General features: G+C 64.4%; 19 protein-coding genes. 10 read left to right on the forward strand and 9 right to left on the reverse strand.

Going from position 1 to position 25,949, the window contains the following annotated elements:
* The first annotated feature begins 19 nt into the window (after nucleotides 1–19).
* Nucleotides 20–3,202, forward strand: a complete 3,183-nt coding sequence (locus tag H8B02_RS06070) for an efflux RND transporter permease subunit (protein ID WP_229165331.1) — start codon at nucleotides 20–22, stop codon at nucleotides 3,200–3,202.
* Nucleotides 3,203–3,337: 135 nt separating this feature from the next.
* On the opposite strand, the gene H8B02_RS06075 is transcribed toward H8B02_RS06070, so the two are convergent.
* The 4 genes from H8B02_RS06075 to H8B02_RS06090 all read right to left on the reverse strand — a co-directional run bounded on the left by H8B02_RS06075 (nucleotide 3,338) and on the right by H8B02_RS06090 (nucleotide 6,173).
* A complete protein-coding gene (locus H8B02_RS06075) occupies nucleotides 3,338–3,556 on the reverse strand; it encodes a hypothetical protein (RefSeq protein ID WP_076828992.1) in 219 nt (72 codons plus the stop codon).
* Between the two features lie 261 nt (nucleotides 3,557–3,817).
* On the reverse strand, nucleotides 3,818–4,618 hold the full coding sequence (locus H8B02_RS06080; RefSeq protein WP_229165332.1) for an SDR family NAD(P)-dependent oxidoreductase: 801 nt from the start codon (nucleotides 4,616–4,618) through the stop codon (nucleotides 3,818–3,820).
* 1 nt (nucleotide 4,619) lies between these two features.
* Nucleotides 4,620–5,174 carry a carboxymuconolactone decarboxylase family protein gene (locus tag H8B02_RS06085; protein ID WP_229165333.1) on the reverse strand — a complete coding sequence of 185 codons (555 nt, stop codon included), beginning with the start codon at nucleotides 5,172–5,174 and terminating at the stop codon, nucleotides 4,620–4,622.
* Between the two features lie 48 nt (nucleotides 5,175–5,222).
* Nucleotides 5,223–6,173: a hotdog family protein gene (locus H8B02_RS06090; RefSeq protein ID WP_229165334.1), complete on the reverse strand. Its 951-nt coding sequence runs from the start codon at nucleotides 6,171–6,173 to the stop codon at nucleotides 5,223–5,225.
* Nucleotides 6,174–6,376: 203 nt separating this feature from the next.
* Between H8B02_RS06090 and H8B02_RS06095 the strand changes: the two genes are divergently transcribed.
* From H8B02_RS06095 to H8B02_RS06110, 4 genes are all read left to right on the forward strand, one after another.
* A complete protein-coding gene (locus H8B02_RS06095) occupies nucleotides 6,377–9,850 on the forward strand; it encodes an indolepyruvate ferredoxin oxidoreductase family protein (RefSeq protein WP_229165335.1) in 3,474 nt (1,157 codons plus the stop codon).
* A gap of 235 nt (nucleotides 9,851–10,085) precedes the next feature.
* Nucleotides 10,086–10,517 (forward strand): hypothetical protein, encoded by a 432-nt coding sequence (locus H8B02_RS06100; RefSeq protein ID WP_229165336.1) that lies wholly within the window; start codon nucleotides 10,086–10,088, stop codon nucleotides 10,515–10,517.
* 318 nt (nucleotides 10,518–10,835) lie between these two features.
* Nucleotides 10,836–12,416 carry an alkaline phosphatase D family protein gene (locus H8B02_RS06105; protein WP_229165337.1) on the forward strand — a complete coding sequence of 527 codons (1,581 nt, stop codon included), beginning with the start codon at nucleotides 10,836–10,838 and terminating at the stop codon, nucleotides 12,414–12,416.
* A 164-nt stretch (nucleotides 12,417–12,580) separates the two neighbouring features.
* Entirely contained in the window at nucleotides 12,581–13,399 is an 819-nt protein-coding gene (locus tag H8B02_RS06110) for an aldo/keto reductase (RefSeq protein WP_229165338.1), read from the forward strand.
* A 91-nt stretch (nucleotides 13,400–13,490) separates the two neighbouring features.
* On the opposite strand, the gene H8B02_RS06115 is transcribed toward H8B02_RS06110, so the two are convergent.
* Entirely contained in the window at nucleotides 13,491–13,709 is a 219-nt protein-coding gene (locus H8B02_RS06115; RefSeq protein WP_229165339.1) for a hypothetical protein, read from the reverse strand.
* A gap of 233 nt (nucleotides 13,710–13,942) precedes the next feature.
* Between H8B02_RS06115 and H8B02_RS06120 the strand changes: the two genes are divergently transcribed.
* Entirely contained in the window at nucleotides 13,943–15,223 is a 1,281-nt protein-coding gene (locus H8B02_RS06120) for an amidohydrolase family protein (protein WP_229165340.1), read from the forward strand.
* Between the two features lie 180 nt (nucleotides 15,224–15,403).
* Here H8B02_RS06120 and H8B02_RS06125 read toward each other — a convergent pair whose 3' ends face one another.
* Nucleotides 15,404–16,642, reverse strand: a complete 1,239-nt coding sequence (locus H8B02_RS06125; RefSeq protein ID WP_229165341.1) for an aminotransferase-like domain-containing protein — start codon at nucleotides 16,640–16,642, stop codon at nucleotides 15,404–15,406.
* A gap of 61 nt (nucleotides 16,643–16,703) precedes the next feature.
* Entirely contained in the window at nucleotides 16,704–17,246 is a 543-nt protein-coding gene (locus tag H8B02_RS06130; RefSeq protein WP_376711602.1) for a DUF3124 domain-containing protein, read from the reverse strand.
* 59 nt (nucleotides 17,247–17,305) lie between these two features.
* Between H8B02_RS06130 and H8B02_RS06135 the strand changes: the two genes are divergently transcribed.
* The 4 genes from H8B02_RS06135 (at nucleotide 17,306) to H8B02_RS06150 (ending at nucleotide 22,724) form a co-directional block, all read left to right on the forward strand.
* On the forward strand, nucleotides 17,306–19,042 hold the full coding sequence (locus H8B02_RS06135) for a cation:proton antiporter domain-containing protein (protein WP_229165342.1): 1,737 nt from the start codon (nucleotides 17,306–17,308) through the stop codon (nucleotides 19,040–19,042).
* Nucleotides 19,043–19,225: 183 nt separating this feature from the next.
* Complete coding sequence (ribB, locus tag H8B02_RS06140; protein ID WP_050402376.1) at nucleotides 19,226–20,302, forward strand: 3,4-dihydroxy-2-butanone-4-phosphate synthase; 1,077 nt, start codon at nucleotides 19,226–19,228, stop codon at nucleotides 20,300–20,302.
* A gap of 129 nt (nucleotides 20,303–20,431) precedes the next feature.
* Complete coding sequence (locus H8B02_RS06145) at nucleotides 20,432–21,646, forward strand: acyl-CoA dehydrogenase (protein WP_229165343.1); 1,215 nt, start codon at nucleotides 20,432–20,434, stop codon at nucleotides 21,644–21,646.
* Nucleotides 21,647–21,806: 160 nt separating this feature from the next.
* Complete coding sequence (locus H8B02_RS06150; RefSeq protein WP_229165344.1) at nucleotides 21,807–22,724, forward strand: MBL fold metallo-hydrolase; 918 nt, start codon at nucleotides 21,807–21,809, stop codon at nucleotides 22,722–22,724.
* A gap of 127 nt (nucleotides 22,725–22,851) precedes the next feature.
* Here H8B02_RS06150 and H8B02_RS06155 read toward each other — a convergent pair whose 3' ends face one another.
* The gene (locus H8B02_RS06155; RefSeq protein WP_229165345.1) at nucleotides 22,852–23,709 is read right to left on the reverse strand and encodes a DUF1499 domain-containing protein; all 858 of its coding nucleotides are present in this window, start codon (nucleotides 23,707–23,709) and stop codon (nucleotides 22,852–22,854) included.
* 407 nt (nucleotides 23,710–24,116) lie between these two features.
* Nucleotides 24,117–25,745, reverse strand: a complete 1,629-nt coding sequence (locus H8B02_RS06160; protein WP_229165346.1) for a fatty-acid--CoA ligase — start codon at nucleotides 25,743–25,745, stop codon at nucleotides 24,117–24,119.
* Nucleotides 25,746–25,949 lie beyond the last annotated feature (204 nt).

A 25,949-nucleotide genomic window follows, 5' to 3' on the forward strand; every position in this document is an offset into this window, starting at 1 on the left:
TGCACGCGGGGGCGGAGCCATGAATCTCTCAAAATTCTTCATCGACCGGCCGATCTTCGCCGGCGTGCTATCGATCCTGATCTTCCTGGCCGGCCTGATCTCGCTGCTGGCAATGCCGATCTCGGAATATCCCGACGTGGTGCCGCCGTCGGTCGTGGTGCGCGCGACCTATCCCGGTGCCAATCCGAAGGTGATCGCCGAGACGGTCGCAACGCCGATCGAGGAGCAGATCAACGGCGTCGAAGGCATGCTCTATATGTCGAGCCAGGCGACCACCGACGGCGCGATGACGCTGACGGTGACGTTCCGGCTCGGCACCGACCCCGACAAGGCGACCCAGCTGGTGCAGAACCGCGTGCAGCAGGCCGAACCGCGCCTGCCGGCCGTGGTGCGCCAGCTCGGCATCATCACCAAGAAGAGCTCGCCCGACCTCACCATGGTCGTGCATCTGCTGTCGCCGAACAACCGTTACGACATGACGTATCTGCGCAACTACGCAGTGCTCAACGTCAAGGATCGGCTGGCGCGGATCGACGGCGTCGGCGACGTCCAGCTCTATGGTGCCGGCGACTATTCGATGCGGGTCTGGGTCGATCCGCAGAAGGCCGCCGAACATGCGCTGACCGCAAACGACGTCGTGCGCGCGATCCAGGCGCAGAACGTCGAGGCCGCGGCCGGCGTGGTCGGCTCCTCGCCCAGCGTCAAGGGCCTCGACCTCCAGCTCTCCGTCAACGCCGAGGGACGGTTGTCGACCGAGGAACAGTTCGGCGACATCGTGGTGAAGACCGGTTCGGCCGGCGAGGTGGTGCGGCTGCGCGACGTCGCGCGGATCGAGCTCGGCGCCTCCGAATACGGCCTGCGCTCGCTGCTCGACAACAAGCAGGCGGTCGCGATCCCGATCTTCCAGGCGCCCGGTTCGAACGCGCTGGAGATCTCCGACCACGTCCGCGCCACGATGGCCGAGATCAAGAAGAACATGCCGGAAGGCGTCTCGTACCAGATCGTCTACGATCCGACGCAGTTCGTGCGCTCCTCGATCGAGGCCGTCATCCACACGCTGCTCGAGGCGATCGCACTCGTCGTGCTGGTCGTGATCCTGTTCCTGCAGACCTGGCGCGCCTCGATCATCCCATTGATCGCGGTTCCGGTGTCGATCGTCGGCACCTTCGCGGTGATGCATGTGTTCGGCTTCTCGATCAACGCGCTCAGCCTGTTCGGCCTGGTGCTTGCGATCGGCATCGTGGTCGACGACGCCATCGTCGTGGTCGAGAATGTCGAGCGCAACATCGAATCCGGCCTGTCGCCGCGCGATGCCACCAACCAGGCGATGCGCGAAGTGTCCGGCCCGATCATCGCGATCGCGCTGGTGCTGATCGCGGTGTTCGTGCCGCTCGCCTTCATCTCCGGCCTCACCGGACAGTTCTACAAGCAGTTCGCGCTGACGATTGCGATCTCGACCGTGATCTCGGCGATCAACTCGCTGACGCTGTCGCCGGCGCTGTCGGCGCTGCTCTTGAAGGGACATGACGAACCGAAGGACTGGCTGACCCGGGGCATGGAGAAGTCGCTGGGCTGGTTTTTCCGCGGCTTCAACAAGGTCTTCACGAAGTCCTCGGAGAACTACGGCCGTACCGTCACCAAGGTGATCTACGGCAAGGCCGTGGTGATCGGCCTCTATGTGCTGCTGATCGGCTTGACCGGCGTGCTGTTCAAGCAGGTGCCGAGCGGCTTCGTGCCGGGCCAGGACAAGCAGTATCTGGTCGGTTTCGCGCGGCTGCCTGACGGCGCCACGCTCGACCGCACCGAGGAAGTGATCCGCAAGATGAGCGACATCGCGCTGACCCAGCCGGGTGTCGAGAGCTCGGTAGCGTTTCCCGGCCTGTCGATCTCCGGCTTCACCAACTCCTCCAACGCCGGCATCGTGTTCTCGACCTTGAAGCCGTTCGACGAGCGCAAGGATCCGTCGCTCAGCGGCCCGGCGATCGCGGCGGCGCTCAACAAGAAATATGCCGGCATCCAGGATGCCTTCATCGCCATGTTCCCGCCGCCGCCGGTCAACGGCCTCGGCACCATCGGCGGCTTCAAGCTGCAGATCGAGGACCGCGCCGGCCTCGGCTATGAGGCGCTGAACGATGCGACCAAGGCGTTCATGACGGCGATGCAGAAGGCGCCGGAGATCGCCGGCGTGTTCTCGAGCTTCCAGGTCAACGTGCCGCAGCTGTTCGCCGACATCGACCGCACCAAGGCGTTGCAGCTCGGCGTGCCGGTCATGGAGGTCTTCAACACGCTGCAGATCTATCTCGGCTCCTACTATGTCAACGACTTCAACAAATTCGGCCGCACCTATTCGGTCTATGTGCAGGCGGACGCGCCGTTCCGCGCGCGTGCCGACGACATCAGGCAGTTGAAGGTGCGCTCGTCGTCGGGCGACATGGTGCCGTTGTCGGCCTTGCTGAAGGTCCGGCAGAGCGCGGGTCCGGAGCGTGCGATCCGCTACAACGGCTTCCTGTCGTCAGACATCAACGCTGCTGCCGCGCCCGGCTTTTCGTCCGGCCAGGCGCAGGAGGCAGCGACGCGGATTGCGGCCGAAACACTGCCGCCGGGCTTTGCCTTCGAATGGACCGATCTGACCTATCAGGAGTTCATCGCCGGCAATTCCGGAATCTGGGTGTTTCCGCTGGCGATCCTCCTGGTGTTCCTGGTACTCGCTGCGCTCTATGAGAGTCTGGCGCTGCCGCTCTCGATCATCATGATCGTGCCGATGGGCCTGCTGGCGGCGATGTTCGGCGTCTGGCTGTCGAAGGGCGACAACAACGTCTTCACCCAGATCGGCCTGATCGTGCTGGTCGGATTGTCGGCCAAGAACGCCATCCTGATCGTCGAATTCGCACGCGAGCTCGAATTTGCCGGGCGTTCACCGATCAGAGCCGCGATCGAGGCAAGCCGGCTGCGGCTGCGGCCGATCCTGATGACGTCGATGGCGTTCATCATGGGTGTGCTGCCGCTGGTGCTGTCGACCGGTGCGGGTTCGGAGATGCGGCGCGCGATGGGCGTCGCGGTGTTCTCCGGCATGATCGGCGTCACGGTGTTCGGCCTGTTCCTGACGCCGGTGTTCTATGTGCTGCTGCGCACGCTCACCGGCATGAAGCCGCTGACGCAGCACGGCGAGGCGACCATTCCCGGAAAAGCACACGCGGCATGATGCCGCGTGTGCAGAGCGTTTTCGAGCGAAGTGGATACCGGTTCGCATGAAGAAAACGCGTCAAAACAAGAAACGAGAGCTTCGGTTTTGATCGAATCAAAACTGAAGCTCTCGTTCGTGTCAGTTTGAAGGGAATCAGGCTGCGATATCGAGCAGCAATTGTGACGAACCGCGGACCAGCACCTTGCGGCCCGCGGGCGTCAGTTCAAACGAATCTCCACGCACCGCAACATAACCGAGCGTGATCAGGCTTTCGACGGCGAACCGGTTCAGCCGTGAAGGGTTTGCTGCGGGAGCCCGCAACGCTTTCAGCGCATCCCACTGATCGGGTCTGAGTTCGAATTCTTCGCTCATTGGTCCAGGCACTCCAGAAGTTCTTGGCGTGCGAGATACAGAGCGCAGATGAATTTCGTGCGACCACAACGAGTCAGGATTTCGATTTATGTGGACACGCCGTCACATCGCCGTGTCATTGGAATACTTCAAGTTTTTCGAATCATTGTGGCGCATTGCCGCGTGATGCCGTCACAGTGATTAACCGCACATCGTCACACAGGTTAATCGCGAGGATTAACCGGGTTAATCGTCAGGATTAACCGGTTTAATCGCCGTCCGTTAACCGCGCCGCACGCTGGCACCGCCATCGACCGGCAACGTCACACCGGTGACGAAATTGGCCTCGTCCGAGGCGAGGAACAGCGCGGCATTGGCGACATCCCAGCCGGTGCCCATCTTGTGACGCAGCGGCACCTTGCTGTCACGCTCGGCCTCGACCTCGGCGCGGCTCTTTTTGAATTCGCGGGCGCGGGTGTCCACCGCCATCGGCGTGTTCATCAATCCGGGCAGGATCACGTTGGCGCGAATGCCATATTGCGCATTCTGGTAGGCGAGCTGTTCGGTGAAGGCGATCATCGCCGACTTGGTCGCCTTGTAGGCGACGTAAGGATAGGTCGTGATGGCCGCCATCGACGAGATGTTGATGATCGAGCCGCGCTGCTGCTTGCGCATGATCGGGATCACATGCTTGGCGGCAAGGATGCAGCTCTTCAGATTGATCGCCACGCAGCGGTCGAACGCTTCCTCGGTGATGTCGAGCAACTCGGCATCGCCGCCGGAGAGGCTGACGCCGACATTGTTGTGCAGGATATCGACGCTGCCCCAGTGGCTATGCGCATCCGCGACCATCGCCTTGATGTCGGCGTTCCTGGTGACGTCGGCCTTGAAGGCGACAGCGGTGCCGCCCTTGGCCGTGATCATATCGACGGTTTCCTGCGCCGACGCCAGATTGTGATCGACGCACAGCACCTTGGCGCCTTCGCGCGCGAAGGTCAGCGCGGTGGCGCGGCCGTTGCCGATGCCTTCGCCGGGGCTCTGGCCGGCGCCGACGACGATGGCGACGCGATCTTGCAGGCGCATGTCACTTCACTCCCGGGATCGGGTACTGCTGCAGTACCTCTTTGTAGGTTGGCTCATTGTCGATCTGCATGGTGGCGAGCACGCGCACGACGGCGCAGTAGAACGCGATGGTCAGCACCAGGTCGGTCATGTGCTCGTCGGAGAGATGCTGCTTGATCTCGGCGAAGGTCGCCTCCGACATCGCGAGCTCGCGCACCATCTCGCGGGCGCCCTTGAGGATCACCTTCGCCAGCGGCTCGAGCTTCGACGGCTTGCCATCGGTCTCCGCGATCAGGCCCTCGATGTCGTCGTCGGTGACGCCGAACTCCTTGCCGATCTTCACATGGTGGGTGAACTCGTATTCCGACTTCTCGAGCCAGCCGACCTGCAGGATCGCGAGCTCGCGCAGCCGCGGGTCGAGCTTGCTCTTGAAGCGGATGTAGCCGCCGATGCCGTTGAAGGCGCGCGCCATGTCCGGCGAGTTCACCAAGAGCTTGTGCAGATTGGTGTTGCGCTTGAGCATGTCGCGATATTCGGGAGCGACCTGATCGGCTTCGAGATAAGGCAGGCGGGCCATTTGTTGTTGTCCTTGTTGCGGCGGCTTGCGGGAGAGACGGCTGTCGCTTCAGCCGTAGAGGGCTTTGTGCTCGCGCTCGTAATTGGCGTAGGAGTCCTTCATGCTGGCGCCGTTCAGCAGCATCGTCGCAACCTCGGCGTTGTCGGAATCGAACACGGTCGAACGTACCCACATGCTCTCGGTGCGCTTGCTGCCCGAGAGCGCCACGACCTCGCGCTCGACCCGATAGGTCTCGCCCGGGAACAGCGGCCCGCGCAGCAGGCGGATCTCCTGATCGGCGAACAGCCCGACGGCCGGGCCGCGAACCGGTAGCCGGTCCTCGCGCGCGCGATACTGGAACAGCACGCTCAGCATCTCCATCGGGATGATGGCGCGGCCCCAGGGATTGTACTCCAGCGAATAATAATCCGACGGCTCGGTGATCACCTTGAGCTTGTCGGCCAGCGAGAACGGATAGAGATCGCCCATGTTCTGGTCGAAATCCATCTTGATCGCCTGCCGGGCCGTCTTCATGCCGACCTTGATGTCGGCGAGGATCACGGGATCGGTCAGCGGCTTCAATTCGCCGAGCCTGCGGGCGAGCGCCGTCTCCGTGCCGTCACCGTCGATCGAGGCGGTGCCGCGCAGGATCTCGGTGCCGTCGGGCTTGATCATTCCGATCGTGCAAACGGTCTGGCCCGGCTTCGGCTTCTCGATCTGGGCCTGCACCTCTTCGCCCTCGAACACCGGATTGCGGTAATGCGCGGACAGGCACCCGGTCATGAACCAGGCGCGGCCCCAGATCCGCTCGCATAGCGGCGCGAACTGGCTGAAATGGGTCGGTCCCTCGATCGTGCCGCCGCGGAAGCCCAGCTTCTGCGCGGTTGCATCGTCGTGAATCGAGGCGTGGGAGTCGTAGGTCTGGGCCTGAAGCATCTGCTTCGGGCTACGCCAGGGACCCACGAGCAGATTGCCGTTCTCCACGATTTCCGTCGTGAACGCGGATTCGACTTTAATCATCCTTGGTCTCCCTTTGCGCACCACCGTTCCAAAGATGCCGGGGTTCGGCAAGCCTCGGATGCACAACATGAGATATGTGCTGCGGCCATGGAACGGGGCTGTTCATGCATAACAAAATCAGTGCGTGCTGATGCATGATCATGGGCAAGAGAATGAGACCGGTTCGGACCGGCGTGACCTGATCGGCGGGGAGCCTGAAACTGATGGCGTTGATGGAAGTTGGACTGGACGACAAGTACCGGTTGGATACGAAACGAATCTTCCTCTCCGGTACCCAGGCTCTGGTCCGATTGCCGATGTTGCAGCGCGAACGCGACCGCGCGCACGGGCTGAACACCGCAGGTTTCATCTCCGGTTACCGCGGTTCGCCGCTCGGCATGTATGACCACGCGCTGTGGCGGGCGAAATCCTTTCTGAAAGAGCATGACATCGCGTTCGTTCCCGGCCTCAACGAGGACCTGGCGGCGACCGCGGTGTGGGGCAGCCAGCAGGTCGGCATGTTCCCCGGGGCCAAGGTCGATGGCGTGTTCGGCATCTGGTACGGCAAGGGTCCCGGCGTCGACCGCTCGCTCGACGCGCTCAAGCACGCCAATTCGGCCGGCACCTCGCCGAATGGCGGCGTGATCGCGCTGGCCGGTGACGACCATGGCTGCCAATCCTCCACCCTCGCACATCAGAGCGAGCAGGTGTTCGCCTCGGCGCTGATGCCGGTGGTCAATCCGGCGACGCTGCAGGATTATCTCGACCTCGGCATCCTCGGCTTTGCGCTGTCGCGCTATTCCAGCTGCTGGGTCGGCTTCAAGGCGATCTCCGAGACCGTCGAAAGCTCGGCCTCGATCGTCAGCGATCCCGATCGCATCAAGATCATCATGCCCGACGATTTCGAGATGCCGCCGGGCGGGCTCTCGATCCGTTGGCCGGATCCGCCGCTGGAGGCCGAGCGCAGGCTGCACGGGCCCAAGATGGAGGCGGTCGCGGCTTTCGCCCGCGCCAACCGGTTCGACCGCATCGTGCTGGATTCGAAGCCGGCGCGCCTCGGCATCATGGCGACCGGCAAGGCCTATCTCGATCTGCGCCAGGCGCTCGCCGATCTCGGCATCACCGATGCCGAGGCCCAGGCGCTGGGCCTGCGCATCTACAAGGTGGCGCTGACCTGGCCGCTGGAGGCGCGGGGCGCGCGCGACTTCGCCGAAGGCCTGCAGGACGTGCTCGTCGTCGAGGAGAAGCGCGGCTTCATCGAGGACCAGCTGGTCCGCATCCTCTACAACATGGACGCCTCCAGGCGTCCCTCGGTGGTCGGCAAGCGCGACGAGAGCGGCGCGCCGCTGCTGCCGAGCGAGGGCGAGCTGACGCCGACCATGGTGGCGGCCGCCGTCGTCGCGCGGCTGCGCAAGCTCGGCCATCGCAGCCCGCTGCTGGAGCAGCGCCTGGCAAAACTCGAGGCGTTCGATCGCCCGGTCGAGGGCACCGGTACGGCGAAGCTGCAGCGCACGCCGTATTTCTGCTCAGGCTGCCCGCACAACTCCTCGACCAAGATTCCCGACGGCAGCCGCGCCATGGCCGGCATCGGCTGTCACGGCATGGCGCTGTCGGTACCGAACCGCAACACCCAGACCATCTCGCATATGGGTGCGGAAGGCGTGAGCTGGATCGGGCAGGCGCCGTTCACCAGCGAACAGCACGTGTTCCAGAATCTCGGCGACGGCACCTATACGCATTCGGGCTTGCTGGCGCTGCGCGCGGCGGCCGCGGCCGGCGTCAACATCACCTACAAGATCCTCTACAACGACGCGGTGGCGATGACCGGCGGCCAGCCGGCCGAAGGCGGCTTCACGGTGGCGCAGATCGCGCACCAGGTCGCGGCCGAGGGCACTAAGCGGCTGGCGATCGTCTCCGACGATCCCGACAAATATCCCGCCAATTATTTCCCGTCCGGCGCCACCATTCATCATCGCCGCGAGCTCGATGCCGTGCAGCGTACCTTGCGCGAGATCGAGGGCCTCACCGTCCTGATCTACGACCAGACTTGCGCTGCCGAGAAGCGCCGCCGCCGCAAGCGCGGGCTGTTTCCCGATCCGGCCAAGCGCGTCTTCATCAATGAGCGGGTCTGCGAAGGCTGCGGCGATTGTTCAGTTGCGTCGAACTGCGTCTCGGTGCAGCCGCTGGAGACCGAGCTCGGCCGCAAGCGCCGCATCGACCAGTCGAACTGCAACAAGGATTTCTCCTGCATCGAGGGCTTCTGCCCGAGCTTCGTGATGGTGCAGGATCCCAAGCTGCGCAAGGCTGACCGCACCGCGGCCGATCCCAAGGCGCTGTTCGCGGACCTGCCGGCGCCGCCCGCGGCCGCGCTGAGCAATCCCTACAACATCCTGATCACCGGCATCGGCGGCACCGGCGTCATCACCATCGGCGCGCTGCTCGGCATGGCCGCGCATGTCGAGGGGCTCGCCTGCTCGACGCTCGACTTCACCGGCCTGTCGCAGAAGAACGGCGCGGTCATGAGCCATGTCCGGCTCGCGCCCACGTCCGACATGCTGACCACGGTCCGCATCGCCCCCGGCAATGCCAATCTGATCCTCGGCTGCGACCTCGTCGTCGCCACCAGCGTGCCGGCGCTGAGCCGCGCCGAGCGCGGCGTCACCCGCGCCGTCGTCAACGCCGACCTGCTGCCGACCGCAAGCTTCGTGATCGATCCCGATATCGACTTTGAAGCCAGCTCGATGCGCGACGCGCTGAACGGCGCGGTGAGACCGGATGATCTCGACATCCTCGATGCCACCGGGCTTGCCACCGCGCTGATGGGCGACAGCATCGCGACCAACGCCTTCATGCTCGGCTTCGCGTTCCAGCGTGGCGCGATCCCGCTGTCGCTCGAGGCCATCCTGAAGGCGATCGAGCTCAACGGCGCTGCGATCGAAATGAACAAGACCGCGTTCTCGTGGGGCCGGCTCGCCGCGCATGATCTGCAGCGCGTGGTCAGCGCCGCGCGCTTCAAGAACGCGGGCGCCGCACCGGCGAAAAAGACGCTCGACGAGGCGATCGCGTTCCGTGCCAAGTTCCTCACCGATTATCAGGACGCGGCCTACGCCAAGCGCTATCTCGACGACGTCGCACGCGTCCGTTCCGCCGAGGCGGCGGCAGCACCGGGCTCGCAGGACCTGACCGAGGCCTTTGCAAAGGGCCTGTTCAAGCTGATGGCCTACAAGGACGAATACGAGGTCGCGCGGCTCTATTCCGACGGCGAGTTCAGCAAGGCCTTGAGGGAGCAGTTCGAGGGCGATTCCGGCTTGAAGGTCTTGCTGGCGCCGCCGCTGCTGGCGCCGCGCGATCCCGTCACCGGGCGCTTGCAGAAGCGCGAGTTCGGGCCGTGGATTTTCAAGGCGTTCGGCCTGCTGGCGGGGCTGAAGGGCCTGCGCGGCACCGCGTTCGACATCTTCGGCTACACCGCCGAGCGCAAGATGGAGCGCGCGCTGCCGGTGGATTACTCAGCGATGATCCTGCGTCACCTCGACGGCAAGAAGTCGCTCGATCTGCCACGTCTGGTGGCGCTAGCGAAGGCCGCGGACCTCGTACGCGGCTACGGCCACATCAAGGAAGGCAACGTCGCCCGCTACCGCACCGAATGCGCGCGGCTGGAGCGTGCGATCGGCCAGCCGCTGGCCCAGGCGGCCGAATAGGCCAGAGCGTTTTCGAGCGAAGTGGCCACCGGTCCGCGTGAAGAAAGCGCGTCAAAGCGAGAATCTAGAGCCCCGTTTCGATACCAGCGGAACGGGGCTCCAGGCGGCGGGCAGCGGAACTTTCCGCGGCCGCCTTGGTTGACCGGTAACCCTGCCCGTAAGCTGCGGCTGGATTCGCGCGGCCGGGCTCCTACATGATGGCTGTTCTGTTCGAGTGATTTCAGGAGGCCCTTTGATGGTCCTGAAAAGCGCTTTTGTTGCAACTGTTTGCACCGCGTGCCTGGCGTTCGGTGGCGTGGCGCTGGCTGACGACTATCGCCCAAGCGAGTTCTTCAGCCTCGATCTCTCGCGGGCCGTGCTCTCGCCGAAGCCGCTTGGCCCGCCGGCGCAGTTCGAGCCGGTTCCGGTCGAGGCGAAGACCGACCACGGACCGGATCAGCGCGCCAGTGTCGAACCGACGGTCGAGCAGCCGAAAGTCGTGCCGCAGAAGGCCGTGCGGACAAGCAGGGTAACCGCACCGCGTGAACGCAAGCGCGCAGCGACGCAGGTTCCCGCCCGCGCCAAGCTCGCGCGGCGCCATTCGAATCCGCTCGATGCGGAAGCCCGCGACACCAGGATCCAGACCTGGCCGTGCCGCACCGGCGGCATCTGCAACTGGCAGCGGTGAGAGCGCCCGCCGCGCCTGTGCTCTCCCGACGTGCGCCAATCCCAAACCCGTCATCCTGAGGAGCGCGCTCTTGCGCGCGTCTCGAAGGATCGACGGCCCGTCTGTGGCCGATTCATCCTTCGAGGCTCGCTCCGCTCGCGCCTCAGGATGACGGGTTCGGCGTTTGCGCGCTTGGCGCCTGACGCCATCCTTCTGCGGTCCATCATCCCCTGAGTCATCCCGCCGTCGCAAAACCGTCGGCGCAGAGTCAAGAAACCGTAAGGGCGGAGTCAAACAGCGCAGGCAAAACCTTCGTTGCGATTCGACGAAGGGTATTCGATGCCGACAGCGATCTCCGCGAGGAGGCGAGGCCTCACACGGCGTCAGCTTCTGGTGCGCTCGGCATCGACGGCCGCGCTGGCAGGATTGGGCTCGCTGGCAAAGCCCTATCTGAGCCGCGCCGCGGATCGGCCCGCGATCGCGGGCATCCAGTCCGGCGACGTCGCCAGCGATTCCGCTGTGATCTGGGCCCGCGCCGATCGCGCCGCGCGGATGCAGATCGAATGCGCCGCGGTCGAGAGCTTCGCCACCATCCTGCGCACCGCGTTCGCCGATGCGTTGCCCGAGCGCGACTTCACCGCCAAGCTGCTGCTCGACGGCCTGCCGCCGGGCCAGGACCTGTTCTACCGCATTAGCTTCGCGGATCGCGACGGGATACCCGGTGAAAGCCGCATCGGGCACTTCCGCACTGCGCCGGTCGACCGCCGCTCAATCTCCTTCGTCTGGTCCGGCGACGTCGTCGGGCAGGGCTGGGGCATCGATCCCGCGCGGGGTGGCCTGCGCAGCTATCGCACCATGCTGAACGAGCGCCCGGATTTCTTCATCCATTCCGGTGATCACATCTATGCGGATTGCACGGTGCCGGCGCAGCAGACGCTCCCCAACGGCGAACTCTGGCGCAACATCGTCACCGAGGAGAAATCGGTCGTCGCCCACAGCCTCGACGAGTTTCGCGGCAACTACAAATACAATTGGCTCGACGACAACTTCCGCGCCTTCCACGCCGAGGTGCCGATGTTCGCGCAATGGGACGACCATGAAGTGGCCGACGACTGGTCGCCGATCGGCACCACTGATGCGACCGGCTACGATGCGGACGGCACCTCGCGCCTGGTGGCGCGGGCGCGGCGCGCCTTCCATGAATTCATGCCGATGCGGCCGATGCCGGAGCGCGACGGCCGGGTCTATCGCAAGATCGCCTACGGGCCGCTGCTCGACGTCTTCATCATCGACATGCGCTCCTATCGCGATTCCAGCTGGAACAAGCAAGGCGATCCGGACCAGGCGTTCATCCTTGGCCAGGATCAGCTCGCCTGGCTGAAGCGGGAGCTGGTGGCATCGGATGCCGTCTGGAAGGTGATCGCCGCGGATCTGCCAATCGGCCTCGTCAGCCTGGACGCCGTCGCGCTCGGCGACGGCCCGCCGGAGCGGCGCGAGCACGAGATCGCCGATCTCTTGTCCTTCATGAAGCGCGCCGGCATCCGCAACACGGTGTGGCTCACCGCCGACATGCACTACACCGCCGCGCATCACTATGATCCGAACCGCGCCGTGTTTCAGGAGTTCGAGCCGTTCTGGGAATTCGTCTCCGGCCCGCTGCATGCCGGCACGTGGTCGCCGGCCGAACTCGACAACACCTTTGGCCCGAAGGCGATGTACCAGAAGGGCTGCTCGGCCGAGCAGGGCGACAATCTCGCGCCGTGCTTCGGCCTGCAATTCTTCGGCCGCGTCGACATCGACGGCAAGACCGGCGTGATGACGGTGACGCTGAAGGACGTCGACAACCACGATCTCTGGTTGGTCGACATCGAGCCGCGGCCGGATGCGCGGCCCGGCCAGATCGTGGCGCAGCATATCTAGGCTCGCGAAAGCCGTCGCGACATCTTGATTGCCAGCGCCTTGCCCGAAGGGTCGGTTTGCGGGCAGACTGCGTGTTGGCAGTTCTGCCAATTTCATTCCCACCAGACGATTTGCTGGCATGACGTCGCCGACGACATCGGCGTCCCACGCGTCAGGAGCTATCCATGGACAATCTGCAGACACAGGGCATCAGCCTGCCGCAGCTCGGGCTCGGCACCTTCCGCATGCAGGGCGATGCCTGCCGCGCGGCGGTCGAGAGCGCGCTCGGGCTCGGTTACCGGCATATCGACACCGCCGAGATGTACGGCAATGAGGAAGCGATCGGGGCGGCGATCGCGGCTGCGAAGGTCGCGCGCAAGGACCTGCATGTCACCACCAAGGTCTGGCATGAGAATTTGGCGCCGGATGCGATCCGGAAAGCGTTCGACACCAGCCTGAAGAAGCTGCGGCTCGATCACGTCGATCTTTATCTGGTGCACTGGCCTTCGAAGAGCATGAAGCTGCCCGCGGTGTTCGAGACGCTGATGCAGCTGAAGCAGGCGGGCCGTACCCGCGCGATCGGCGTCGCCAATTTCACCACGGCGCTGCTCAAGACCGTGGTCGAGGACATCAAGGCGCCGATCGCCTGCAACCAGATCGAATATCACGCGATGCTGGACCAGACGCCGGTGCGCAAATATCTCGCCGCGAAGTCGATCCCGCTGGTGGCCTATTGTCCGCTCGCCCAGGGTCGTTTCGCAACCGACGAGACGCTGGCGAAAATCGGCAGCAAGCATGATGCGACCGCAGCGCAGGTGGCGCTGAAATGGCTGCTCGATCAGGACGGCGTTGCGGCGATCCCGAAAGCCTCGCGCGCAGAAAGCCAGCAGGCCAATCTCGACGCGCTGAAGGTCAGGCTCGACGATGACGACCGCAAGGCGATCGCTGCGCTGCGCAAGGACGTGCGCTGCGTCAACCCGGGCTTTGCTCCGGCATGGGACTGAGCCCGACGGGCGTGCGATAAGAAAGTAGAAAAAGAAAATGGCTCCGCGAGGAGCCATTTTCCGTTGTGTCGGTCTATCGCATGTGCGGCGCTTAGTAGCGATCCCGCCTGATCACCATCGTGCGGTCGTGGTCGTGATGCCAGCCGCGATGCCAGCCACGGTCATGGCGCATCTCGGCGCGCGAGCCCCAGCCGCGATCCCAGTGATGATGGCCGCCATGCCTGATCACGACGGTCTCAGCGCTCGCAATCGACGGAACAGCCACTGCAAGCGTGCCAATCGCGGCAAGAACAAAACCAATCCTTTTCATCTCGTCCTCCTCAAATGATGCGAGGAGGAAACCGTGCTGGCATCGAAACGTTCCTCTGGAACTGGAGGAGATTTCTGAACGCTTGTTCAGCAATCGTAGCCAGCGCAACAGTCGCCGTGAGTTCGCTGCACTGCCGATGAGTGAGCGTTGTCGCCTCTCTCGGCGGTCTTGCCTAACCGCCGTGTCCGACGCATCATCGCGCCATAAAAATCAATGTTCGGGGGAACGTTGCCGTGAGCGGATTTTCACGCCGGGACTTTTTGAAAGGTACGGGATCGGCCGCTGCTGCTGTGATCGCGGGGCCGGCCGCTGCGGCGATGGGGCCGGACGACAAGTTCGACCTCGTGATCAAGAGCGGCGACGTGATCGACCCCAGCCAGTCGCTGCGCGGCAAGCGCGACGTCGGCATCCGCTGGGGCATGATTGAGGCGATCGAAGATGAGATCCCGGCCGCGCGCGCTAGCAAGACCATCAACGCATCGGGCAAGCTTGTGATGCCGGGCCTCGTCGACCTGCACTGCCACGTCTACCCCTACGGATCGGCGATCGGCATTCCCGCCGACGAACTGGTGCAATTCCAGGGCACCACGACCGTCGTCTCGGCGGGCGATGCCGGCGTCAACAATCTCGCGGCGCTGCGGCGCTTCATCGTGGCGCAGTCGCGGACGCGGATCTATGCCTTCGTCCATATCGCCAACAACGGCCTGTCGGCCTTTCCGGTGGCCGAGCTCTACAACATCGACAACGCCCAGGTCGAAGCCTGCGCCATGGCGCTCGCCGAGAACCCGGACTTCCTGATCGGGGTCAAGGTGCGGATGTCGGAGAACGTCATCTTCAAGCATGGCATCGAGCCGCTGAAGCGCGGCATCCAGGCCTGTGAGATGTGCGGCTGGCCGGCGCGGATGATGGTGCATATCGGCGGCGTCGAGACCAGGGAGTTGATGTCAGACATCCTCGATCTGCTGCGGCCGGGCGATATCCTCACCCATGCCTATTCCGGCGCGCCGAACATGTCCGGCGCCTTCACCAACATCGTGCAGGACGGCAAGCTGCTGCCGGCGGCGCTCGCGGCCAAGCAGCGCGGCGTGCTGTTCGACGTCGGCCATGGCGGCGGCAGCTTCGATTTCACGGTGGCCGAGATCGCGATCCCCGCCGGCTGCACGCCCGATACGATCTCCTCCGACATCCACGTCTTCTCCGGCAATTCGCCCGGCATCCCGTTCCTGCCCAACGTGATGAGCAAGTTCCTGGCGATGGGCTCCTCGCTGGACCAGGTGGTGGCGATGGCGACCTCGGTGCCGGCGCGGATCATCAACCGCACTCCGAAGATCGGCACGCTGCAGCGCGGCGCGCCCGGCGATGTCGCGATCATGGACCTCGTCGAGGGCCCGGTCTCCTTCGTCGACACCCGCAACAACAAGCGCGACGGCAATCTGCAACTGAAGCCGGTGCAGACCGTGGTCAACGGCGTGCCGTTCGGCCGGCCCTATCAGGCGCCGTTTTCGGTGCGGTGACTCAGTCTCACGATCACCTCTCCCCACCGGGGAGAGGTCGGCGCGGAGCGCCGGGTGAGGGAGTGCCGGTCCCACGAGAGAGCGTAACCCCTCACCCGGATTGTATCTGACGATACAATCCGACCTCTCCCACAAGGGGAGAGGTGGACCGCCAATGCCACGGCAGTCGCAACCGGGCGCTTACGTCCGCTTCTCCACATTGCTGCTGCGCGCGGGCACGCCGAACTCGTTGCGGCACACTTCGGCCAGCACCGCGACGCCTTCGCGGATCTGCTCGTGCGAGGGGCTGGCGAAGCAGAGGCGGAGCCGGCTGCCGGAATGCGCCTTGCTGGTCGACCATTCCGGTCCCGGATTGATCGAGACCCCGGCGGCAAGCGACGCCTGATAGAGCTTCATCGTGTCGACATGGTCGGGCAGCTTGACCCAGAGGAAGATGCCGCCCTTCGGCGCCTCGAACTCGGCCGCGGTGCCGAACTGCTCGTTCAGCGCCTCCATCAGCGTGTCGAGCTTGGCGCGCAGGCCCTTGGTCAGCCGCGGCACGTGGGTCGCAAAATGCGGCGCGCAATATTCCGAGAGCACCATCTGCTCCAGCGCGCCGGAGCCGGCGTCGGTCTTCAGCGGCAGCATCCGCGACATGATTTCCCAGGGCGCGACGATGAAGCCGACCCGCAGCGCCGGCGCGATCGACTTCGAGAACGAGCCGATATGGATCACGCCGCCATGCTTGCTCATGGCATAGATCGCCGGCGGCCGTTCGCCGTTCCAGATCAGATCGGCATAGCAATCGTCCTCGAAGATCGGCACGCCGTATTCTTTGGACAGCTTCAGCATCTCGGCGCGGCGGTTCTCGGGGAGGATCGAGCCGGTCGGGTTCTGCACGGTCGGGATGGTGTAGATGTATTTCGGGGTGATGCCGCGCCGCTTGTGATCGGCGAGCGCTGCGGCCAGCGCATCGATCCTTATGCCGTCGCCATCGAGGGGAATGCCGACCGCGTTGACGCCGAGCCGGGTCAGCCGGTTCAGCGAGCCCTGATAGGTCTCCTGCTCGATCAGCACGGTGTCGCCCTTGGCGAGCAGCGTGTGGTTGACGAGGTCGAGCGCCTGCAGCGAGCCGGAGACGATCATGATCTCGTCCGGCGTGCAGGCAATGCCGGCATCCCGCTTCAGCTTCTCGGTAAGGAACTGGCGCAGCGGCAGATAGCCCTGCGGCCCGTGCGCGAGGTTGTAGGTCGCGAGATTCCTGCCCTCGCGCTTCAGCACGGCATTGACCGCCTCGATCAGCCCATCGACCGGGACCTGGTCGGGATCGTTGTTGCCGCCGACGAAGCTGTATTTGGCGAGTCCGGTCCACCGCGCGGCCGGCGCAGGCAGGCCGGCCGGAAGCAGCGGTGCAAAGTCGAACTGCGCTGAGGTGGACATGGACGTTTCGCTCCGTGTTGTTGTCGTTGAGAAGGCCCGCCGGAGGCGGCCTTCCATGAAGTCAGTTCTTGCCGGTCAGCCGGATCGGGCGGCCCTGGCTGATGAATGCATAGTGCCCCGCGCCGACGCTGCCGACCATCAATGCCTCGACCGCCGGTTCCGCGATCTCGCCGGCGGCCGCCCAATCGACCACGAAATTCGCGCCGGTGCCGCCGCGGGTATCGGTCGTGGCGATCGAGACCTCGACGGTCGCAAACGGTTTTAGCGCGATCGGCGATTTGAGGTAGCTCTCCACCATCTTGCCTGATGTGTCGAAATAGGCGATCCGCTTCAGCACCAGGGGCCTCGTCTCGGAGGCGTTGTGCACGCTCAGCGTCACCGAGAAATCCGCTCTCAGCTTGCCCTGGCTCATCGACACGCTGGAATAGACCGGCACGTAGAATGCACCGGAGGCCGTGAGGCCTTCCGATGGCATCGCGGTCAGCGAGTTCGCAAAATTTTGTTCAATACTTCCGGGGGATTGTGCTAGCGCCTCTGTCATGCGCACGGTGAGCAGGCAGAGCAAAACTGCCAGAAAAATGCCGCCTGCGCGGATGTGACACATTGCTCGGTTGATCCTCACGCCCGGCCCTCTAGGTTGCGGCAACAGGAAGTCTTTGACGTATGCATGAACTCATTCGCGATATCACGCTCTGTATCCTGTTTGCCTGGGGGATTGGGCTGCTCGCCCACTTCTCCTGGCAACCGCTGATACTGGCCTACCTTATCGCCGGCTTTTTCATTGGTCCATTCGGCATGGGCTGGATCAAGTCCCAGGAGTCGATCAGCGTCATCTCCGAGCTCGGCCTGATCTTCATGCTGTTCATGATCGGGCTGGAAATCGACCTCAAGAAGATCATCCGTGCCGGCAAGGTCATCCTGTTCGCCGGCGCCGGCGAGCTGATCGGCGGCTGCCTGATCGGCGTGGCGTTCTTTGCCGGAATAGGCCTTGCGATCGGCGGCGGCAAGTTCGATGCGGTCTATCTCTGCGTCGCCTGCGCGCTGTCCTCGACCGTCATCATCGTCAAGGTGCTCTACGAGAAGCGCGAGCTGGACACACTGCCGGGCCGCATCACGCTCGGCGTGCTGGTGCTGCAGGACATCTTCGCGATCCTGTTCCTGGCGGTGCAGCCGAGCCTGGACAATCTGCAAATCAGCGTCGTGCTGCTGTCGATCGCCCGCGTCGCGGTGCTGGTCGCGACCGCGCTGGTGCTGAGCCGCTACGTGCTGCCGCGGCTGTTCCACCAGATCGCGCGCCGGCCCGAGCTCGTGCTGCTCGGCGCGCTCGCCTGGTGCTTCCTGATCGGCGAGATCGCCGAGCGGCTGCATCTGTCGCGCGAGATGGGCTCGCTGGTCGCCGGCGTCTCGATCTCGACCTTTCCCTACGCGCTCGACGTCACCGCCAAGGTCACGACGCTCAGGGATTTCTTCATCACGCTGTTCTTCGTCGCGCTCGGCATGACGATCCCGATCCCGGGCTTACAGGTGATCTGGCTCGCGCTTGTGATCGCGGCCTTCACGGTCGTGAGCCGCCTGGTCACGACGTTCACGCCGCTCTATCTGATGAAGCAGGGCCTGCGCGCCAGCCTGCTGCCGGCGATCAATTTGGCGCAGATTTCCGAGTTCTCGCTGGTGGTGATCCAGACTGGCGTTGCCGCCAACCATATCGGGACCGAAACCGCGAATGCGGTCTCGTTCGCCTTCGTGGTGCTGGCGGTGCTCTCGACCTTCGCGATGGCCCGCAGCGATCAGATCGTGCGCGGCCTGATCGGTCCGTTGAAGCGGATCGGGCTGCGTGATCTCGACCATCGACGCGAGGGCGGCGGCGCGTCCGGGCAGGAGGCGGAGGGACATGGCGAAATCCGGCGCATCGTCATCCTCGGCTTTTTCCGTGCCGCGAGCGCGCTGATCAGCCAGATCGAGCGGCAGAACCAGTCGCTGCTCGAGCAGATCAGCGTCATCGACTTCAACCCGCTGGTGTTCCGCACGCTGACCGACCGCGGCATGCATGTGATCTATGGCGACATCAGCAATGTCGATACGCTGGTTCATGCCGGCATCGGCAAGGCCGAGATCATCATCCTGAGCGTGCCGGATTTCCTCTTGGTCGGTGCCGACAACGAGAAGCTGGTACGCCACGTCCGCGCCCTGAATCCGACCGCGAAGGTTGTTGCCACCGCCGATCTCCTGACCGGCGTCGACGACCTCTACACGGCTGGCGCCGACTACGTGACGGTGACCCGGCTCAGCGACGCCGGCGAGCTCTATTCGGTGATTGAGGCCGCCGACGCCGGCCTGCTTGACGACAAGCGCGCCGAGCTGGACGCCCAGCTCAGCGACCGGCGCGAGGTGCTGCCGTAGGCGAGCATGATCCGGAAAAGTGGGGACCGGTTTTCCGACAAGATCATGCTCAAGCAAGGGGGCCACGGTGCCTGTCACCGTCCTGGTATGCCTGCCGGACGCATGGCGGGTTGCATAATGATACTGGCGCTGACATCGGAACCCGGCTAATCCACTGCCTGCATAAAGCGAGATGTCAGGACAATGGCCGATACGATCCAGGAAGTGCTGCAAGCCTTTGCGAAGGGTGAACTCGTCGTCGTCACCGACGATGACGATCGGGAAGGCGAGGGCGATTTGATCGTCGCGGCGTCGTTCTGCACGGCGGAAAAGATGGCCTTCATCATCCGCCACACCTCCGGCATCGTGTGCGCGCCGATCACCACCGAGGACGCCCGCCGGCTGCGGCTCGACCCGATGGTGGCACATAACGAGTCCAACCACACCACGGCCTTCACCGTCTCGATCGACTACAAGCCCGATGGCGGCACCGGCATCTCGGCCGATGAGCGCGCCTCCTGCTGCCGCGCGCTCGCCAATCCCAACGCCGGCGCCAACGATTTCGCGCGCCCCGGCCATATCTTCCCGCTGATCGCGCGCGACGGCGGCGTGCTGCTGCGCTCCGGTCACACCGAAGCCGCGGTCGATCTGTGCCGGCTCTCGGGCTTGCCGCCGGTCGGCGTCATCAGCGAGCTGATGAACGACGATGGAACCGTGATGAAGGGCGAGCAGGTCGCGAAATTCGCCGCCGCCCACAAGCTCAAGCATGTCACGATCGCGGACATGATCGCCTATCGCCAGGCGCGCGAGAAGCTGATCGAGCGGGTGGCGACCTTCACCACCGAAAGCCCGATCGGTCCGCTGCAGGGCTATGCCTATCGCTCGCCCTTCGACGAGATCATGCATGCCGCCTTCGTCTATAACGGCATCGGCGATGGCCGGGACGTGCTGACCCGGCTGCACAAGCCCAATATCGTGACGGACCTTTTCACCGGTCCGGCGCGGATGGAAGCCGTGTTGCGGCACTTCAAGGATGCCGGCCGCGGCGTGCTGGTCTATCTGCGGGATGGTGCCGCCGGTGTTCCGGTCCAGCCAGTGAGCGAGCAGAAGTCGGCGGAGGCCGATCGCAACAAGCAATGGCGCGAGGTCGGCGTCGGCGCGCAGATCCTGCGCGATCTCGGCATCACCTCGATCCGCCACCTGACCTCTTCGGTGCACGACTACAAGGGTTTGTCCGGTTTCGGCATCGAGATCGTGTCGAACGAGAGGCTGGAGTGCTAGCACCCGTCATTCCGGGGCGATGCGCGCGCATCGCCCCGGGCGTGACATACGCCCAATTCAATTGCGCTTCGCAGCATAGCGCTTTAATTTATCCGCCAATTTCCGAGTGACGATGCGAAAGGATGTTTCATGAGCGTGCGCCCCCAGGCCAAGGACAAGCCGGCTGCCGCCAGCTTCCAGTGGGATGATCCATTCCTGCTCGACGACCAGCTCACCGAAGACGAGCGCCTGATCCGCGACACTGCGCGAGCCTATGCGCAGGACAAGCTGTTGCCGCGGGTCACCAAGGCCTATCTGGAAGAGAAGACCGACCGCGAGATCTTCAACGAGATGGGCGAGCTCGGCCTGATCGGCGTGACGCTGCCCGAGGAATATGGCTGCGCCAATGCGAGCTACGTGGCCTATGGCCTGGTGGCGCGCGAAATCGAGCGCGTCGATAGCGGCTATCGCTCGATGAACTCGGTGCAGACCTCGCTGGTGATGTATCCGATCTACGCCTATGGCGACGAGAACCAGCGCAAGAAATATCTCCCCAAGCTTGCGACCGGCGAATGGGTCGGCTGCTTCGGCCTCACCGAACCGGATGCCGGTTCCGACCCCGGCGGCATGAAGACGCGCGCCGAGAAAGTGGCGGACGGCTACAAGCTCAACGGCGCCAAGATGTGGATCTCCAATGCGCCGATCGCCGACGTGTTCGTGGTGTGGGCCAAGTCGGCCGCCCATGACAATCAGATCCGCGGCTTCATCCTCGAGAAGGGCATGAAGGGCCTGTCGGCGCCGAAGGTCGGCGGCAAGCTGTCGCTGCGCGCCTCGATCACCGGCGAGATCGTGATGGACAATGTGATGGTGCCGGAAAGCGCGCTGCTGCCCAACGTCTCCGGCCTCAAGGGCCCGTTCGGCTGCCTCAACCGCGCCCGCTACGGCATCTCCTGGGGCGCGCTCGGCGCCGCCGAGGACTGCATGCACCGCGCGCGCCAGTACACGCTCGACCGCAAGCAGTTTGGCCGGCCGCTGGCCGCGACCCAGCTGGTGCAGAAGAAGCTCGCCGACATGGAGACCGAGATCGCGCTCGGCCTGCAGGCGAGCCTGCGGGTCGGCCGCCTGATGGACGAGGGCAAGATGGCGCCCGAGATGATCTCGATCGTCAAGCGCAACAATTGCGGCAAGTCGCTCGACATCGCCCGCATGGCGCGCGACATGCACGGCGGCAACGGCATCCAGATCGAGTATCACGTGATGCGTCACGCCGCGAACCTCGAGACGGTGAATACCTATGAGGGCACGCATGACGTCCACGCGCTGATCCTCGGCCGCGCGATCACCGGCATCCAGGCGTTCTCGTAAATCCCGGAGGCGTCATCCTGAGGTGCGCGCCTCTTCGGCGCGCCTCGAAGGATGACGAGAGGTGGTGCCTGACATCCTTCGAGGCTCGCAAGAGCTCGCACCTCCCGAGTGAGCGCCAAGCGCTCATCCGGGGATGACGGCTCACAAGGAATCGGATCCCATGGCCGACAACGACGACATCCCGTTCAACCGCGATTTTCCGCTGAAGCCCGGCGTGGTCGAACAGGTCCGGCCCGGCGTTCGCCGCGTCCTCTGCAACAATCCGAGCCCGTTCACCTTCACCGGCACGGTCAGCTACATCGTGGGGCAGGGCAAGGTCGCGATCATCGATCCCGGTCCCGACGACGAGGCGCATGCCAAGGCGCTGCTCGATGCGGTCAAGGGCGAGACCGTGACCCACATCCTGGTCACCCACACCCATCGCGACCATTCGCCGAACACGCCGCGGATCAAGGCTGCGACCGGCGCGCCCGTCTATGCCGAGGGACCGCACCGCGCCTCGCGCCCGCGCTTCGAGAGCGAGAAGCACAATCCGGAATCCGGCGCCGACCGCGATTTCCGGCCTGACGTCGAGGTTAAGCACGGTGACGTCATCGAGGGCAGTGGCTTCGCGCTGGAGGCGGTCGCCACCCCCGGCCACACCGCCAATCACCTGGCGTTTGCCTGGGCCGAGCGCAGCATCAATTTCGTCGGCGACCATGTGATGGGCTGGTCGACCTCGATCGTGGCGCCGCCGGACGGTTCGATGATCGACTACATGGCCTCACTCGAGCAGCTGGGGCAGCGCCCCGAGCAGCTCTATTTCTCCGGCCACGGCCCGGAGATTCCGGAGGGCCCGCGCTATGTCCGTTTCCTGGCGCGGCATCGCCGGGCGCGCGAAGCGTCGATCCTGCATCGCCTCGGCAAGGGTGAGGCCGACATCCCGACCATGGTGCGGGCGATCTATATCGGGCTCGATCCGCGCCTCGCCAATGCCGCCGGCTATTCGGTGCTGGCGCATCTGGAGGATCTGGTCGCGCGCGGCATCGTGGCGACGGACGGCGATCCCGTGATCGGCGGCACGTACCGGATGGCGTAACGACTCCCTCGATTCGTCATTCCGGGGCGCGCGAAGCGCGAGCCCGGAATCCATCGGGCCGCAAGTTATGTAGTGAAATGGATTCCGGGTTCATCGCTGCGCGATGCCCCGGAATGACGCTAGCGCGTCACTTCTTCACGGTCTTCGCCGGCGGCGCCTTCGGCGCGACCGGGGCCGCCTTCTTCGCCGGCTTGGCGTTTTCGTTGTCTGCGGCGGAGTTGAGGTCCTCGATCAGCTTCTTGACCCGCGCGGCGTTGCTGCCGAGATCGGTGTCGAAATAGCGCGAGGCGGAGCGGATATCGACGCGCGAGTCCTCGTCGTCGGGCGTGACCCGGATCGAGACGTCCTCGCGGAAACCCATGATCGGCGTGCGCGCCACCGCCTCGATGCGGCCGATCCGGCGCGGCGGCTGCGGCGCGCGTGCGTCGATGACGAGCCATTTGCGCCGGTTCACCAGCCGCAGCGTCATCTCATAGGCCCGGTCGACCGGGGTTTCCAGCTCGACGGTTTCGATATCGGGATAGGCCGCGCGTTGTTTCTCGGCCGAATAGAGCCCGGCATAGGCGGCCGGGTTGGTGCCGTCCCCGGTGCGCAGCCGTGCCAGGGCCTCGAATTTCGGCGGGTCGATCGCGTCAGTGGTGACGTCGTAGATCCGCGGCAGCTTGCGGTACTGATAGGTGAGATAGCCCGGATAGGCGAGGATCGCGGCGTCGATCACGAGCGCGAACAGGATCCGGCCCATGCCACGGGTGCCGTTCTGCCAGATCGCGGCGAAGGCGGCGAGGCCGAGCAGGATCGACAGGCCGGCCAGGCCCAGCGCGCCGAAGAAGGTCGCCAGCGCCGGTTTGACCTCGAGGAACCCGAACCGGACGATGATAATCGAGACCACCACCGCGACGACGGCAAAGATGGCGAGGTTGCGCGACCAGGTGGCGAGACCGGACACGGGCTCCTGCTGGTAGGGAGCGGAAAACCTGCGCGCCATCGTCGAAAATCTGCCGGTTGAGATGTCCCAAGGCGACCTCAGCCGCCGCCAATCATCGTGTGAGACCACGGACCTGCGGCGAATTCAAGGGATTTGGGCCCCCTCTCCCATGGAGGCACGGCTATCGCATATGGCTATCGGGCATGACGACGTGGAAACGTCGGTTACAGAAGCACGCGAATGCCATAGCCCCCTTGGGGCGAGCGTACGTCTGCCTGATTTCGGAATATTGGAAGAATATCCGCGAGTTGCCCGACGCGTCAAGTAGCCTGGTCGAACGCCGGCCACCGCCGGCTATACTTTGCATGGGGTTGTTTTCGATATTTTGGCAATGCGACTCCCCCGCAAGTGCGCAAGTGCAGGGGAATCGCGTATGGAAATCCCGAGTTTCTTCTGCAGTTCCGTCGCTACGCCGCGGCGGTCGGGAAGGTGTAGTCCTTGAACTGGTCGCGCAGCGCGGTCTTCAGGATCTTCCCGGTCGCGGTGTGCGGAATGCCGTCGACGAAGGCGACATCGTCGGGCATCCACCATTTGGCGATCTTGCCATCCATGAACTTCAGGATGTCCTCGCGCGTGGCGCTCTCGCCCTGCTTGAGCTGCACGATCAAGAGCGGCCGCTCATCCCATTTGGGGTGATGGACGCCGATCACGGCCGCTTCCGCCACCGCCGGATGGCCGACCGCGAGGTTTTCCAGATCGATCGAGGAGATCCATTCACCGCCGGACTTGATCACGTCCTTGGAGCGGTCGGTGATCCGCATGTAGCCGTGCTCGTCCATCGTCGAGACGTCGCCGGTGTCGAAGAAGCCGGCATCGTCGAGGATGTTGGCATCGACCCGGAAATAGGCCTTGGCGATCGCGGGGCCCGAGACCTTGAGGCGGCCAAAAGTCTTGCCGTCCCACGGCAGCTCCTTGCCGGCATCGTCGGTGATTTTCATCTCCACGCCGAACGGCGGGTAGCCCTGGGTCTGCAGGATGTCGAGCCGCTCCTCGCCGCTGCGATCGGTGAACGGCGGCTTCAGCGTCGCCAGCGTGCCGAGCGGGCTCATCTCGGTCATGCCCCAGGCGTGGCGCACCTGGCTGCCCATGTCGAGGAACGCCTTGATCATCGAGCGCGGCATCGCCGAACCGCCGCAGATCACCATCTGCAGGTCCGGCAGCTTGACATTGTTGGCGGCCATGTATTGCAGCAGCATCAGCCACACCGTCGGGACACCCGCGGTGTGGGTGACCTTCTCGGTCGACAGCAGCTCGTACACCGAGGCACCGTCGAGCTTCGGGCCCGGCATCACGAGCTTGGTGCCCATCGATGGCGCGGAGAAGGCGATGCCCCAGCTGTTGGCATGGAACAAGGGCACCACCGGAAGCATTGTGTCCGAGGCGGAGGTGCCGAGCGCGTCCTTGGAGTTGGCCATCAGCGCGTGCAACACGTTGGACCGGTGCGAATAAAGTACACCCTTGGGATCGCCCGTGGTGCCGGAGGTGTAGCACATCGCCGCCGCGGTGTTCTCGTCGAAGGTCTTCCATTCGAACTTGCCGTCCGATGCCGCGATCCAGTCCTCATAGGCGACCGCGTTCTTCAGCGTGGTCTGCGGCATGTGCGCCTTGTCGGTCAGCACCACGTAGCGCTCGACGCTCGGCAGCTGGCTCGCGATCTTCTCCAGCACCGGAACGAAGGTGAGGTCGGTGATGACGATGCGGTCCTGGGCGTGGTTGACGATCCAGGCGATCTGTTCCGGAAACAGGCGTGGATTGACCGTATGGCAGATCGCGCCGATCCCCATCACGCCGTACCAGACCTCGAGGTGGCGCCAGGTGTTCCAGGCGATGGTGGCGACGCGGTCGCCGAGCTTGATGCCGTCGCGTTCCAGGCTCTGCGAGACCTTCAGGGCGCGGGCATGGATTTCGGCGTAGGTGGTGCGATGAATCGGGCCTTCGACCGACCGCGTCACGACTTCCTGCGTGCCGTGATATTTGGCGGCGTGCTCAATAATCTTGTGGCACAGCAACGGCCAATCTTGCATCAAGCCAAGCATACGCAAATCCCTCCTCGATCCTCACGCATGATCCGCCGGGCTCTTGGACGGCCGGCAGTAAAATCATGGAACTGACATGAACTGTAGCGCGGAGAAAGCAAGCCGAAAATGGCTTGATGGCGCGTTTCGCCGCGGGGGCCCGGCAATGGTTACCGCTGCCGCCGCGCTGCTTTGCCTTGGCATGCAAGCCGGGCCCGCGGCCGC

This window comes from Bradyrhizobium altum, assembly GCF_020889705.1.
Taxonomy (GTDB): domain Bacteria; phylum Pseudomonadota; class Alphaproteobacteria; order Rhizobiales; family Xanthobacteraceae; genus Bradyrhizobium; species Bradyrhizobium altum.

What these genes read in the sequence shown, in the direction of transcription:
- H8B02_RS06070 (WP_229165331.1), top strand. Translation starts at nt 20, where the DNA reads ATGAATCTCTCAAAATTCTTCATCGACCGGCCGATCTTCGCCGGCGTG.
- H8B02_RS06100 (WP_229165336.1), top strand. Translation starts at nt 10,086, where the DNA reads ATGGTCCTGAAAAGCGCTTTTGTTGCAACTGTTTGCACCGCGTGCCTG.
- H8B02_RS06160 (WP_229165346.1), bottom strand. Translation starts at nt 25,745, where the DNA reads ATGCTTGGCTTGATGCAAGATTGGCCGTTGCTGTGCCACAAGATTATT.
- H8B02_RS06080 (WP_229165332.1), bottom strand. Translation starts at nt 4,618, where the DNA reads ATGCGCCTGCAAGATCGCGTCGCCATCGTCGTCGGCGCCGGCCAGAGC.
- H8B02_RS06125 (WP_229165341.1), bottom strand. Translation starts at nt 16,642, where the DNA reads ATGTCCACCTCAGCGCAGTTCGACTTTGCACCGCTGCTTCCGGCCGGC.
- H8B02_RS06135 (WP_229165342.1), top strand. Translation starts at nt 17,306, where the DNA reads ATGCATGAACTCATTCGCGATATCACGCTCTGTATCCTGTTTGCCTGG.
- H8B02_RS06105 (WP_229165337.1), top strand. Translation starts at nt 10,836, where the DNA reads ATGCCGACAGCGATCTCCGCGAGGAGGCGAGGCCTCACACGGCGTCAG.
- H8B02_RS06075 (WP_076828992.1), bottom strand. Translation starts at nt 3,556, where the DNA reads ATGAGCGAAGAATTCGAACTCAGACCCGATCAGTGGGATGCGCTGAAA.
- H8B02_RS06110 (WP_229165338.1), top strand. Translation starts at nt 12,581, where the DNA reads ATGGACAATCTGCAGACACAGGGCATCAGCCTGCCGCAGCTCGGGCTC.
- H8B02_RS06150 (WP_229165344.1), top strand. Translation starts at nt 21,807, where the DNA reads ATGGCCGACAACGACGACATCCCGTTCAACCGCGATTTTCCGCTGAAG.
- ribB (WP_050402376.1), top strand. Translation starts at nt 19,226, where the DNA reads ATGGCCGATACGATCCAGGAAGTGCTGCAAGCCTTTGCGAAGGGTGAA.
- H8B02_RS06085 (WP_229165333.1), bottom strand. Translation starts at nt 5,174, where the DNA reads ATGGCCCGCCTGCCTTATCTCGAAGCCGATCAGGTCGCTCCCGAATAT.
- H8B02_RS06115 (WP_229165339.1), bottom strand. Translation starts at nt 13,709, where the DNA reads ATGAAAAGGATTGGTTTTGTTCTTGCCGCGATTGGCACGCTTGCAGTG.
- H8B02_RS06130 (WP_376711602.1), bottom strand. Translation starts at nt 17,246, where the DNA reads ATGTGTCACATCCGCGCAGGCGGCATTTTTCTGGCAGTTTTGCTCTGC.
- H8B02_RS06145 (WP_229165343.1), top strand. Translation starts at nt 20,432, where the DNA reads ATGAGCGTGCGCCCCCAGGCCAAGGACAAGCCGGCTGCCGCCAGCTTC.
- H8B02_RS06090 (WP_229165334.1), bottom strand. Translation starts at nt 6,173, where the DNA reads ATGATTAAAGTCGAATCCGCGTTCACGACGGAAATCGTGGAGAACGGC.
- H8B02_RS06095 (WP_229165335.1), top strand. Translation starts at nt 6,377, where the DNA reads ATGGCGTTGATGGAAGTTGGACTGGACGACAAGTACCGGTTGGATACG.
- H8B02_RS06155 (WP_229165345.1), bottom strand. Translation starts at nt 23,709, where the DNA reads ATGGCGCGCAGGTTTTCCGCTCCCTACCAGCAGGAGCCCGTGTCCGGT.